A 13,808-nucleotide genomic window follows, 5' to 3' on the forward strand; every position below is an offset into this window, starting at 1 on the left:
CCAGGGTTCTGTGCGGAAAGTATGAAAGGTTGGAAATCACAAAGGCGCAAGTTCTTTTACATACAAAGTGTTGGAAGACGCAAGGATTTTATCTTCGATAAAATTGTATACCGCTGAATATTGCTACAGATGCGGTATGCTGTAAACTAGTATATAGAATCTTCGCCGTGGTAAAAAGAGAGGAACCTTTTGTAAATTTAACAAGATATAATTTGCATATGTCTTAGAATACACTAATAAAATCATTCGTGCATTCGTGGCTAAATAGTGGGGGCTATATAAACGCAAAGAGTTTATTTTCTTTCCGTAGTATATTAAGGGAGCAAAGATTTGAATCAATTTCATTGATTCTTACTAAGCATATGTGTAGCCATCATGAAGTTTCTTCTTAACTATACTTATCTTCGTATTTCCAATCAGGATTTATGAAAAAGACTATTCCTTCCCATCACAATCAACTGGAAAACTCAGCGGTCAGACTGATGCCTTTATCTGTGTTTCATGAGAAGCAGGTAGAAATTCATCGGGATGATCACTATATGTTTATTATACAGAGGAAAGGGGAGTTTATGTTGGAGGTAGATTTTAATACCATTAAGCTTGAAGGCCCTTCCCTATGCTTTGTTGGACCAGGGCAAATTCACCAGTATATTGATCAGAAGGAGAATGAAGGTTGGTTTTTATTTATAGAAGCAGGAAGTATTTCAAAACCGTATCAGGAAATTCTGGATATGCATCAATGGCTTCGTCAGTCTGTTTGTATTGAAGAAAATGATTTAATTTTCGATCTCCCTCCCCTGTTGGAAAAGACAGAAAAAGATGCAACGCTGCATCATCTATCCATAAAGCAGTCATTGACAGATGCTGTTGTTGGAATTATCATTTCCAGAATTTCAGAAACTCAGGAATCCATGTTCCAAAATAGCAGTCAGAAATATTTTATTACCAAACAGTTCAAGAAACTGATTTCGGAACATTTTAAAAACACCAAACAGGTACAACAATACGCTCAATTCCTAACAATCACTCCGCTGTATCTGAATGAAGCGGTAAAAGAGGTCACAGGTTATCCTGCCAGTTTCTGGATACAACAAAAAATTCTTTGGGAAGCCAGGCGTTTGTTGGTGTATACTACCATGGATGTGAAACAGATCGCATTTGAGCTGGGTTATGAAGATACTATCTACTTTTCACGTTTTTTTAAAAAAGGAACAGGAATGACTGCTTTACAGTTTCGGGCAGAAAACCAAGACTTGTCTCATCATCACCATTAAATAGCTATCGGTTCTCCTATCTGCCTATTATAATTTTGCTCCATCAATCATCACCAATACATAAACTAGATTGATGTTTAAAATTATGGCACAAAAAAACACTAACAAGCGCATTGCTATTATAGGAGCAGGATTAGGCGGACTTTGCCTTGCTCAGGGATTAAAAAAGAATGGTATAGATTGTAAGATCTTTGAAAAGGATACTGCTATCAATACCCGTACTCAGGGTTACAGAATCAGAGTGAATGAACCAGGCAGAAAAGCATTAGAAAAATGTCTGCCCAAAGATTTGTATGATCTTTTTATAGCTACCTGTGCCGCAAGTCGATCCGGAATGAATGTATTGACCATCCAACTGGAATCTTCAATCAATGATCTCGTAGAGTCCTGGAGTGACGGAATAAAAGAAACTCCGGATCTGAAGCCTAACCGATTAACTCTCCGTGAAATTTTACTGCAAGGATTAGAACAAAATATCAGTTTCGGAAAGGAACTTAAGGATTGGAAAGAACTGGACAATGGTGAGGTGGAACTTACTTTTTCTGATGGTACAACTTATACCGCTGATCTCGTCATCGCTGCTGATGGTGTTCATTCTAAAATAGGATCTGAATATTGTAAAGATCAGAAAATCAATACCGGAAATATTACGATTTATGGAAGAACCTTCTATTCTCCTGAAGCTCTTGAAGCAATTTCCCCTGAACTGCAAAAAGGAACATCTGTCATTATAGAAGACCAGTATTCGCTCATCACAGATGCAATGGTATTTGATTTTTCAAAGAAAGATAAGTCATGGGATATGGTAAGTCCTGTTTCCAATTATTTTTATTGGGCGTTTATAGGAAATCCTGAAGCTTTTGGACTTCCACAGGCAGATTTTTATAATCATTCCGGGGAAGAGATTTCTCATATGATTTGTCAGCGTACAGATGACTGGCATCCTCAGCTGCAGGCTTTATTTAAATATGCAGATCAAAAATCCTTATCTGTTAATCCGATACGGTCATCTTTACCTAAAGAACCCTGGCCATCAGGAAGTGTGACAGCCTTGGGTGACGCTGTACATACGATGAGTCCGGCCGGAGGTGTAGGTGCCAATACAGCATTTATAGATGCTGCTGTTTTAGTTGAAAATATGGTGAATAAAGACAGTATTTCAATAGCAGTTAAAGAATATGAACAGAAAATGAGGGTTTACAGTAATCAGGCCGTAGAGCTATCACTGCAAGGTGGGGAAATTCTTCATGGAAATCATGAAAAGGATCAATAGCAGATAATTTCTCTTTCAAAAAAAATAAAAAGGTCAATGAAAAGGTGTTTCATTGGCCTTTTGAAGCTATCCGGGAAAATAACGTTTTATGGTTTCCCGTAATTTTCTTCACGCTGTTGTTTGTAGTTTCGAACATTATAAAACAAAGTATTTTTTATAACCTCGTTCAAAAACAACAGATACATTATGAATAAAAAAACGACTCCTGCAGATCTCTTTTTGGGAATTCTTGCATTACTACTGATCAGCGTAAGTTTTTACCAGACCTGGCTAGGCTTGCAGCAGATCTTTGGCCCGGCCTCATTTGTCATTGCTTTGGTTTTATCTCTGCTCCTTTTATTTCTGTGCTGGATGCTGAGGAATGCCAAACTGGAAGGAAAACCTACCGGAAGCCTTGTAGGGATTTATATTTTCATTGCCTCCTTTTGCTTCATTGCCAATTTTAATGCTTTGTACACCAGGTTTATGAAAACGGATATATACACTGATGAACTTCGGGATATAAATAAAAACTTTACCACTCTTGAAAACGATGTGGAATCTAAATTAAGCTACAAATACAATAAGATCACCACTCAAAATATTGAAATCAAGAAAAAGCAACTGATGGAACAGATCAAAGATCCCGGCAATAAAGGTATTGGTACCCGTGCCCAATCATTGATCCGGGATATTGAAAAACTAACGGGTCAGAAAATAGACCTTCTTACACCTGTAGGCAATGATTACGAAGATCTTTCCGAAAGAATGGGCCGTCAGATTGATAATATGATCTCCGATCTGTCACCGGAAGAAAGGGCTTTAAAAACAGATATTAATAATGCTTCTTTAAAATGGAATAAGAATATTCAGGATCTGCTACTGCTGTCTAAAAAGGAAAAAGATGAAATGTCACAAGGACTGATTGATGAGTCTCTTGCAGATTACAATAAACTGGGAAGCAGAGCACAGACTGTATTGGGAAATGAGAAAATACACTTTGAGCCTGTGGTTTCCAAAACCCAGCAGGTCGGAAAAATAGGTTTTGCCTTCGAACATGCCATTAAAAATTTCGGAATGTATCAGTTTGTGGTATTGGCAGGCTGTATTCTACTAGATTTTGTGATCGTTATTATCATTCTTCTGGTCACCAGTCCCGGAGGGTACAACAGCAATAACGGAGGCAGTGTTTTTAATAACAAAAGAAGCGGAAAAACCATCATCCCTAATAATTAAGCCATGGAAAATAATGATCATTTAAAACCTCTGCTGTTTGAAACCGAGGAAACCACCTTAAAGCCTCTTTCTTTTGATTATCAAAATGATGTACGGGAAGATTTCGTTCCTATAGCAAAGACCATCACCAACGACATCAAAAATAAAGAAAGCAACTTTGTATTCTTCTTCGGAACGGCAGAATCCGGGAAATCTGTTATCCTTGCCTCTATGCTTTATTATCTGAGATCATATGCCGGAGTCCTGAGGCCCAAATTAAGTACTCCCAACTCAAAGGGAGCAAATGTACTTCTCTCAGATTTTTTTGAAAATATAAGATTGGGAATCCTGCCCAGCAGAACCACAAGGGATCAGGTGACCCGTATGGACCTTGTTTTCGAGCCCAATAACAAATCAAAAAAAGTAGTTCCGATAGATCTCACCTTCCTGGAAACTTCCGGAGAAAATCATAACGAAATCAGAAAAGGCGGAAGCTACCACAGCAGTATAGAAACCTTCCTGAATGCAAATATTCCGTTGAATTTTATTATTGTAACCAGCTATGAATCTGCCCATAGAGAAGATTCTCTGATCAATGAGTTTCTGGATGAACTGGAAAGAAAGGGTAAGAATCTAAAATCCGTCAATGCCATTCTGGTGATCTCTAAATGGGATAAATCCGGAAGAATGGATGTAGAAAGTGCCGAAGCTCTTGATGGCTTTATCTCTGAACATCTGCCAATGACCTCACAGCGGATCAATACTTACGGGCTCAGCAAAACCTATTACACCGTAGGGAGTGTCCAAAACACCACCGGTACAGAAAGAATCGATCTGTTGAATCTTTCTACTGCAGAAGTACTTTCAAAATGGCTGTACAGAAGCATTACCGGATATGATCTGGATTATGAAGGAACTTTTTGGGAACGTATAAAATTTAGTTTTACAAATTAATGGACAGTACCTATTTTTTCTCAGCATTCGGAACATTCGGCAGCCCTAACGGCTTCAGGCAGTCTTTTTTTCTGGGTGGCAGTAAATCTATAGCCCAGGAGATCAGAACATTTGATCTGAAAACCGATGCCATCAAATTATTTCCTCAAACCAGTATCTATGCAATACGAAAGGAGTATGCCGGTGGATGCGGCCTGCTCTCCTACTCTGTTTATACCTTTGCGAAAGAGCAGAAGTCTGACAGAGGCGGTACATTCATAGGCTCAAGTTTATTGTTTGCAGATAAAATCGCTTCGGAGAGTCTTATCATTAATACCCTAAATGACTTTCATGCCGGTCTTGAAGAAAATAATGTATCAGAAGGAACCTTGAAAGTCAATCATTCTGATCAGTTTTCTATTCATAAACCTAAAGATTTTGATAAAATAGGGTTTAATCTAAAGGATGCTGGGGAACTCAATTTTACGCAGAGCAGTAATAATTATCTGGTGATCTATTGTGAGACTCATCCTGAACAGTTACAGCATTTCTTTCATCAGGCTATTGAATTACTCAATGTGTATGATACTATCTACTTTACCCAAAGTCATGAAATAGGAGAATTTGTAAGGCAGAAGGGAATTTTTAAAATCGTAGATACCAATGGTTTAAAAAAGGAAATTGAAAACCTTCATGAGGAAAAGCTCCGGGATATTCGAAATACCATTGCTGATCTGGAGAAAGAAAAAGAAAGTTTAAAAGATGAGAAATCGGTACGCATTGACCACCTCAACAGGCAGATTTCTCAAAATGAACAACGTCATCAGGAAAATGAGATCAAAATACAAGAGTCTAAAAACGGAATTGAAATCATTAATAAAGAATATACTCAATATGCAGGAAAGATCGATGAAGTGATCAGCCACCTTAAAGCAGATGGAAAAGTAGAAACCGCCAAAAGAATGCATCAGGAAAACACAAAATCATTCACCCATATCGTCAATCAGCATAAAAATGTAGAACCTCTCTCTACTCTTTCCTCTACGACCACAAGAACGCATAGAAGTATTGAAAATCAACCGTATAGAAATAGCCTTGCCGGTTTCCACAGTTCCGGCAGAGGTCAGGAAAAAGAGTTCAGACCGGACGGTTTCAAAATCGCTATCCTGATTTTATCACTTCTGCTGATAGGAACTTTAGTTTTATGTTTCATGTGGATGCCTGAAAGCTATCTGAAAATATTCTCGCAATAGACTCATCTAAATTGAGATAGAAAATAATTCGGGCGTTTTCTTCGAAAACGCCCGAATCTTATGATCGTAGATTATTTAATTTAAAATAATGTCCTTCTTCCCACCTCCAAATCATTCATTTACTTTACAATCTTCACCCTTGTTCCTTCAGTATGGGCACTCATAGCGGGAGCATACATATTCTGGAAAGATGTGATTCCGTTGGAAAAGTCTCCAGTGTTATTGGCTTTCAGTTCGTATTCAAAAACATAGGTTCCCTGTGGCAGGTAACTGAAAAAGAAATGGGTAGCTGCATCTTTGGTACTTTCATAATAGCCTGCGCCATTCTGCCATTTATAGGAAGAAAGAACATTCACAGGTTCAAAACCACTTGCTCTCATGTCTTTCAAATGGATGTATTCCATACTCTGATTGGTACGGATAACAAGTCTTACCGTCACCAGATCTCCAAGCTTAATCGGGTTTTCTGAAGTGATCTCCTGAAGTTTAGTCTCTTTCCCTTCAATCGTTTTCAGGAAAAGCTTCTTTTCAATAGAAACATTGGAAGAATTGTGCGCGATCACTTTATCCATATTTTCATAATACAGATGATACATTCCGCCCCATGCTACTCCGGGGCTGTTTTTTTGAATTTCCAGCTTTCCTTTTTCAGGAGTGATGTCTTTCCAATAGTAAGATTTTTTGAAGAATCCTGTATTTGAAGCTTTTGAAGTTTCTTTTTCAGAATAAATGGTCTCATTTCCAAGCTTCATTGTGATTCCTTTTTCTGTGTCCAGCCAGGATTTACCGTAATTTAATAAGGCATAAACTGCTTCTGTTGTAGACCTTGTAGTGCCCCAGCTTTCGGTTTGTTTGTTTTTCAGAAGCCATACTTTCATATCTTCTATACTCTTTTCGTCTTCAGGAGTGACCTCTGCAAAGGCTTCGATAAGCATTGCCTGTGTTTCTACAGGAGCCTGATACCAATACCATCCGGAGGTATTATTTTTCCAGTGCATTTCTCCTTCTTCTGATATTTCGGCCGATTTTTTCAGAGAGGCCACACATTTTTTGGCCAGATCCGTATATCCGTAACGTTTCAGGAAAGTTGTGATCATGGCCTGGTAATACCTATTGTAGGTATCAAAGTCCTTTACATAGGTATTAACCAGTGCATTCAGTACTTTTTTCAGTTCGGCAGGGATTTCTTTTTTATGAGTCCAGTAACTTCTGTAATAAAAGTAGGATGAATAATCACTTACATCCGGTAAAGTTTTCTTTTTTTGGCTTTCTGCTAATTGAGAGGAATATTCTGTGTCAAGATAATCGATCGTATTTCTGATGACATTGTTCATTTCATTGGTAAAATAATCATCTGCCTTTTCTTTCAGAATTTTATTTAATTTACCAAATCCTCCGAGAATATGTCCTGAAATCGTTTTATCCTTATTCCCACCCGGAAACCATGAGAAGCTACCATCTCGATTCTGTCTGTCGATCAGATCACGCTGTGCCTTTTTAAGATCGCGCTGCATTTTATTCAGATTAAAGAAAAGAGCAAGCTGTTTCATTTGTTCCTTCTGATCTTTAATATTGCTCAGCCAAGGTGTTTCTTCAATAAGGATCGATTTCAATTTTTCATTGGTTTCTAAAGGATTTGAAGCCGTTTCTTTAGCATTCCATTCATCAAAAATGGTTTTGATCTTCGGTGAGGAATTCATAATATAGGTTGAGAGCATATTCCCGTACAGCCTGCTGAAAAGCTGCTCAGAACATTCGTAAGGATACGTTCTCAGATACGGAACAGACATCACTGCAAACCATATCGGATTGGTTGTAAGCTCTACACTCAGGTTGAAACCGGCTGCAGAAAAGGAAGTATTATTCAGCAGACTGCTCATGGTATAGGTTTTGGTCTGCCCTTCTTTAATGAATATCGGGGTGGTATCTGTCACCAATATCCGGTCTGAAAGAACAGGAAGAATATTTTCCTCACCATCGGAAAAGTTCACGGTTTTGGCCAGAATCTTATACGAAACCTGATCCAGGGCATAAGGTATTTTAAGATCCCAGCTGGCTTCTGTTGCACCCCTCGAAGGAATATTGATTTTCTTCAGAGTATTGACATTCATAAATGCGGAATCCAAAGGTTTTGAAGTTTCCGGATTGAAAAGATACAACATTATATCTCCTGACAGATCTTTATCTGACAGGTTATCAATTTTGGCCGACAGCCGGATCTTATCTCCTTGTCTCAGAAATCTTGGCGGATTGGGGGTGACCATCAGCTCTTTCTGGGTTCTGGTAAAAAATTCTGCAGAGCCTGTTTTCAGATCTTTGGTGTGGGCAAACAGCATCAGTTTCCATTGGGTAAGTGCTTCCGGTGAAGTAAATTCCAGTTTGATATTGCCGTCTGCATCCGTATACAGATTCGGAAAGAAAAATGCGGTTTCATCCAGATTCGTTCTTGCTTTTACATTTTTGAGCAGGTCTTCACGCATTGCTTTTTTGGAGGTAATCACCCATGCACCTCCTGAAGCTTTTTCTCCGTATAAAGCGACAGCCTCCTCCGGGTCCATTTTCTTGATCTCTGCAATTTCATTCTCTGAAATACTTTTATCGGTCAGTTTCCCATCTACAACATAGACAGGAAGCATTTCTTCTTTTTTCTTTTTTATACCCAATGCCCCTGTCACAACGACCTCTTCAATCATAGCTGTTTTTACAGTGTCCTTCTTACTGGAACTATAATATCCGTCACCAGCAGATGACTCTCTCCTGCTTTTGATACCTGCATACTCAAAAACAGGCACCTTTGGAACCGGAAAGTTCAGTTCATCCCCATATCCCAGAGGATAGCTTTCCTGCATCTTATCAAGTTCCAAATTTGTAAAATAGGTCAGTTTTCTTAAAAAATCATACGTTGGATGCTCATAATGATCATAAGCATAGTACCGATTATAATCATAGGGAACATAATGGCTGAAATTATACTTATTTTTAACAAACTGATCCAGTGATGCATCATACATGGAAGCCAGAACTTCTGCATTGATTTTCTCTTTATCTTTTCCTTTGATGGTAAGAATCCATTTTTCGGGAGCTCCCGGCTGAATTTTGTCCCGGAAAACCTGAGTGCTAATATCAAGATTACGGTCTGTTTTTTCATTGATGGTAAACTCCATCAATCGGCTTTCATAATCGTTCTCATGAATAAAATCATAATCAAGGAAGATCTTTTTCTTCAGATCGGTATCGGTAATGGTAAAAGCAACCTCAGCCTTTCCGTTTTTCATGGCAATCTGCTGATATTCTTCTTCTCTTTTATTGCGAACGAGACGGTAATTTACATATCCTTCTGCAAAATCCGAGTAAAAGGTCACCGTTGCTTTCTCTCCTACCCTGTAGGATTTTTTATCTGCTTTTACCCTGAAGTAAACCGGTTCCCCATTTCTTAAACTGAGATTATCCAGAACTTCAATTACTTTAAAGGTCTTCACGGTATCATGATCTATAACAGATTCTGCTTCTATAAGATATTTTCCGGGTTTTGGATTTTGATGAAGTACAATATTTTCAGTGGCTTTGGTATCAAATCTTCCTGTAAAAACGATTTCTTCTTTTTCAAAATGCTCAGGATTATTTTTCAGATCATAGCTGATATATGGGAAATAAGCATCAAAAACTTCCCGGTCATAATACTGATAGTTTAAGATCCTATCAATATTATCCGGTCTGTTTGTTCTTCCATACATTGCTTTATCAATCAGTTTAGGCACCAGAATTTTATTTTCTCCTTTCAACCTGCTGACGGTAAGACTCACTTTTGCCTCAATTTTTTGATTGTTAAGGTTACTCACGGATACTTGCAGAGAGCTCCATTCTTTCTGAAGAATAGTTTTGGGACTTTCAATACTGATATTGGCTTTCAGATCGCCAATATTGATGACCGACTGATTATTTTGAGATTCTCCGTTAATATCCGTCACATAAGCTGTGACTACATACTGATAGCTTCTGCGTTTTTTCCGGTTTTTAGGATCAGCATCTGCATTGAATGAAATACTGAAATTTCCGTTATCATCTGTGGTCATTTTCCCCTCTGCCACAAGGGCTTCATCATTTTTATCAAAACTATAATCATCTTCATCATCGTAATACCTCCAGAAGTAAAGCTTTTTCCTTTTCACTTCATACTTTACCGATGCCCCGGAAATATTGGCCCCGGAAAACGCTTCAGCCTTCCCGGTCAACTTTACATTGTCACCAAGCCTGTAAGCCACTTTCACAGGATCCATAATCACACGGAATTTCGGTCTTTTATACTCTTCAACCCTTATATTACCGGTTCCTCTTACCTTTTCATGTTCTTTTTTCCCGGAAATCGCTCCTAAATCAGCGGTCATATCAATAGAATAACTGCCGGTAGCTCCATCAGAAGGAAGGATAAATGTTCCTGTAACACTCCCGAATTCATTGGTTACCAATTCGACTTTAGATACTTCTTCATCATTCGTATTCAGTAGTTTTACGATCACTTTTTGTTTCGGAAGGATCTTCGTTTTCTCATAATATTCCTGTGTCAGAATTCCTTTATAAAAAACTTTTTGCCCCGGACGATAGATGGCCCGGTCTGTAAATACGATACATCTCTTACTGACTAAGTCTTCTTCTTTTTCATCTTTTTCCTTATCATCATTGATCTGATCATACCCATCATCAATTGCCAGGTATTTTTTCAGATGGGGAAAATAAATGATACTGTTTTTATAGCTCCGATCTTCAGACTTTGGCAAAGAGAACATCCCTGATCTGTCTGTGGTTCCTTTTCCGGTCGTGATGACTTTATCCCTAATTACTGAAACAGGTTTATTTTTATAATCATCAAAATTCTGGTACATCACATACTCTGCATAGGCAATACTTTTCCCTGTTTTGGAATTCAAAGCCTGAAAAGTCACTTTGGTATCATCTTCAAATCTCTTTACATAAAACAGATCCGAAACTACAAATTCATCGTCAATCGTATGATGACCGGAAGTAACTTTCACGGTGTACAGTCCTTCTTCTAATGGCGGAATAGCCAATGTCGTCTGACGTTTTCTGAAATCACTGAATTTTTTCATAGAAAATATTTCGGTTCTGAAATTCTGATCATCCAGTTCATCATTATGACTTTCCAGTACTTTTTCATTGAGATAAAAATTACGCTGTGGCACCCCTTTATCAAAATCTATTTTGCCTGATTCTTTGCTCAGCTCCACTCTGATTTCATCAATATTTTTATGAATTACTTTCATAGGAATATACTCACCCGGAAGATTTCTTTCGGGAATTCTGGCAAACAATATTTTCACATCAAGCTCATTCAGCAGCTTTTTGCAATGATTCGTCCAATCTGAAGCAGGAATATGGCCAACTGCTTTTTCACAAAGCTGATGAGCCTTGGTGAAGGAGACCTCCGATCTGTCCTGCCTGATAAGATCCGCCGCCTGAAACAGCAGATAGGCAGAAAAAGGTTCTTTTGGAAAGGTGCCTACCAATGCTTCCAGTTCTTCTGATTGTTTTTTTACACTGCCCTCAATCAGGGTACTTTTGAGATAAATAAAAGCTGTTTTATCAGCATCCTTAGCATGAAACTGTATCAGCTCGTTTTTGATACGCGTTATTTTTTGCTTTACAGCATTATCCTCATCAAATGGCAGCTCATCTAAAAACTGTAAATAGGATGTGGCGACCAGATCATACAAAGTCGGTTTATAGTCTTTAGAATCTACATCATGTACCAGCTTTCCCCAGTATTCCGTTTTCTCATTCTTCAGGGTTTCATGATCAGAAAGTACCTGATTATAAAGATCATCCGCTTCTCTGTAAAAGTCATTAACCGCCCAGGTTTTATAGTCTTCAGGGAGCTCTTTTAGAGAGGTAATCTCTTTTTTTCTGATTCTTCTGCTATATTCTTTGGTATAAGAAGCATATACACCTGCAAGGTGGTATTGATACAATGTTTTACGCAAACCTTTTGAGTCTTTTATCTTTTTCCGGAGTGTCAGAATTATATCATATTTTGGATTGGTATTGTCTTCATCCCAATCATAATAATCGCTTACAACATCATAGACTTCGTCCTGAATAGAATCTCTGGAAGTCATTTTGGGGGATGGCGGAAGCTTTTTCCTGATGTTTTTTTTCAAAGGTTCGATGCTTTTCCGGACAGGAATCTGAGCCAGCAGACCTACAGAAATCAGCAGAAATAATGCAGAAAATATTTTGAATGAGAATTTCATAGTTAAATTTTAAATTGGAAAATTACTCCTGAACATAATTGGGGATTTCGATCACATCCCCTGAACTTTTTGGAATGAGATACCCTCCTTTTTCCCGGAGAATGATATATTTCCCGGGAACCGGGCTAATGTAAATCATTGCAGACTCCTGTTCATCCGTCGATATTTTTCCGGAAGAAAGATACTGTGTCTTTTTCCCCATAAAGTCAGGAGAAGAAAGATAAAGCTGCTCTGAAATGGTTTTGTTTTTCAGGTAGACATTTGTCCATTTCTTTTTAGAAAACTTTTGAAAAATCTGTTCTTTAGACAGGGCATCAATATCTGATATTGGGATCAGGATGGTTTCTGAATCACGATATTTTTCTAAAGGTTTCCATACTTCTGCGAAACGATAATTCCTTTCCAGACGCATCAGCTTTTCGTTTTTATCTTTAAAGAACCGATATTGTATTTCCCTGTACTTTGCCTCAATGGGATGTTTTTCTAAAAAATGCACGGTTCCCCGATAAAGAATAATATAACTGACCGTCTCCATACTGACCTCAGAAAAAGGATAGCTCCTGTAATCGATATAGGAAGGAGGTTCTACAATAGCACTTTTATGGGGCCTATAATATATTTTTTTACCATTTTTAAATTCTTTTTCAGGATAAAAATAAGATGTACTATCCAACTGCTGAATCAGATTTCCATTTTCATCAAAATTACTTTCCTGAATAACATCATTGTTTTGATATACATATTCTACCGCTGTTTTCAGGCTTTTCTTCCAGTAATAAACCTTTTTATACTTCAGCATTCTTTGTTCAATTTTCTTCGGAAAAAAAACTCCTTCATCATAGTTTCCTTTTTTATTGTATCTGCGGTATTCATTGAAATCAGTAAATCCCACTGTTCCGGATTCAAGAAAGCCATCTTTATAAACTGCTTCCCCCAAAATGGTTCCGTCTGGTTTGTACTCTATGGTTTTCCCGGCTTTCAGACTGTCTCCGTATTCTACCGTTTTCCAGATTTTACCATCATCAAAGTAATAGGTAAGCTTTTTCTCCCGGGTTTTATTAATAAAAGAATAGCCGGAACTATTTTCACCTTCCGGACTGAACCAGAAAACATCGCCTACATAGCTTTTATGATCTCCATCTGCAATATATCCCTGCATCTGAAGTGTTTTATCTTTCATATAATAATCCCTGAGCAGCTCCAGATTTCCAAGTTTAGCCAGAGGAAGCGGTCGGAAATATACAGCATCAGATTTTCCGCTTTCTTTCCAACCTTTATCAAAGTATAAAGGCTTTTGCTGGGCAAAGGAGTGAACAGAGAAAAAGAATATGCAGAAAAGGACAACCCGGAAGTCCGGATAACAGAATAATGAAAAGTTTTTCATCGGCTTTAGTTTTTTATATCATTCTATCCTATTCAATGTTCGTCAAAAACACTTAAGAATAGTACTCCTAATATTTTTTGAAAAAATACGAAAAATAGGATAAACAAAATCTACTCAATAATGTGTATTTTTAAGAAGTGACAAAAACAATCCCGAATATTAAAAAACAAATGAGATACAAAATATTATTCTTAACAGCCCTATTTCCGGGTATTTTTCTGTCATCGGCGC

7 protein-coding genes are annotated in these 13,808 nt (G+C 37.8%); 5 read left to right on the forward strand and 2 right to left on the reverse strand.

Annotated features, from left to right (window positions below; all coding sequences use genetic code 11):
• Positions 1–425 precede the first annotated feature (425 nt).
• The 5 genes from AC106K_RS09300 to AC106K_RS09320 all read left to right on the forward strand — a co-directional run bounded on the left by AC106K_RS09300 (position 426) and on the right by AC106K_RS09320 (position 5,927).
• Positions 426–1,274: a helix-turn-helix domain-containing protein gene (locus AC106K_RS09300; protein ID WP_482444767.1), complete on the forward strand. Its 849-nt coding sequence runs from the start codon at positions 426–428 to the stop codon at positions 1,272–1,274.
• An 85-nt stretch (positions 1,275–1,359) separates the two neighbouring features.
• On the forward strand, positions 1,360–2,547 hold the full coding sequence (locus AC106K_RS09305; RefSeq protein ID WP_482444769.1) for an FAD-dependent oxidoreductase: 1,188 nt from the start codon (positions 1,360–1,362) through the stop codon (positions 2,545–2,547).
• A gap of 186 nt (positions 2,548–2,733) precedes the next feature.
• Complete coding sequence (locus tag AC106K_RS09310) at positions 2,734–3,762, forward strand: hypothetical protein (protein ID WP_047094649.1); 1,029 nt, start codon at positions 2,734–2,736, stop codon at positions 3,760–3,762.
• 3 nt (positions 3,763–3,765) lie between these two features.
• On the forward strand, positions 3,766–4,695 hold the full coding sequence (locus tag AC106K_RS09315) for a hypothetical protein (RefSeq protein WP_482444771.1): 930 nt from the start codon (positions 3,766–3,768) through the stop codon (positions 4,693–4,695).
• A complete protein-coding gene (locus tag AC106K_RS09320; RefSeq protein ID WP_482444773.1) occupies positions 4,695–5,927 on the forward strand; it encodes a hypothetical protein in 1,233 nt (410 codons plus the stop codon). Before AC106K_RS09315 ends, AC106K_RS09320 begins: the two co-directional genes overlap by 1 nt.
• 119 nt (positions 5,928–6,046) lie before the next feature.
• Here the strand turns inward: AC106K_RS09320 and AC106K_RS09325 are convergent, their stop codons facing one another.
• Both AC106K_RS09325 and AC106K_RS09330 read right to left on the reverse strand, forming a co-directional pair.
• Complete coding sequence (locus AC106K_RS09325) at positions 6,047–12,193, reverse strand: alpha-2-macroglobulin family protein (protein WP_482444775.1); 6,147 nt, start codon at positions 12,191–12,193, stop codon at positions 6,047–6,049.
• 22 nt (positions 12,194–12,215) lie between these two features.
• On the reverse strand, positions 12,216–13,577 hold the full coding sequence (locus tag AC106K_RS09330; RefSeq protein ID WP_482444776.1) for a toxin-antitoxin system YwqK family antitoxin: 1,362 nt from the start codon (positions 13,575–13,577) through the stop codon (positions 12,216–12,218).
• Positions 13,578–13,808: the final 231 nt, after the last annotated feature.

Source organism: Chryseobacterium sp. FR048 (assembly GCF_056844665.1).

What these genes read in the sequence shown, in the direction of transcription:
- AC106K_RS09300 (WP_482444767.1), top strand. Translation starts at nt 426, where the DNA reads ATGAAAAAGACTATTCCTTCCCATCACAATCAACTGGAAAACTCAGCG.
- AC106K_RS09305 (WP_482444769.1), top strand. Translation starts at nt 1,360, where the DNA reads ATGGCACAAAAAAACACTAACAAGCGCATTGCTATTATAGGAGCAGGA.
- AC106K_RS09310 (WP_047094649.1), top strand. Translation starts at nt 2,734, where the DNA reads ATGAATAAAAAAACGACTCCTGCAGATCTCTTTTTGGGAATTCTTGCA.
- AC106K_RS09315 (WP_482444771.1), top strand. Translation starts at nt 3,766, where the DNA reads ATGGAAAATAATGATCATTTAAAACCTCTGCTGTTTGAAACCGAGGAA.
- AC106K_RS09320 (WP_482444773.1), top strand. Translation starts at nt 4,695, where the DNA reads ATGGACAGTACCTATTTTTTCTCAGCATTCGGAACATTCGGCAGCCCT.
- AC106K_RS09325 (WP_482444775.1), bottom strand. Translation starts at nt 12,193, where the DNA reads ATGAAATTCTCATTCAAAATATTTTCTGCATTATTTCTGCTGATTTCT.
- AC106K_RS09330 (WP_482444776.1), bottom strand. Translation starts at nt 13,577, where the DNA reads ATGAAAAACTTTTCATTATTCTGTTATCCGGACTTCCGGGTTGTCCTT.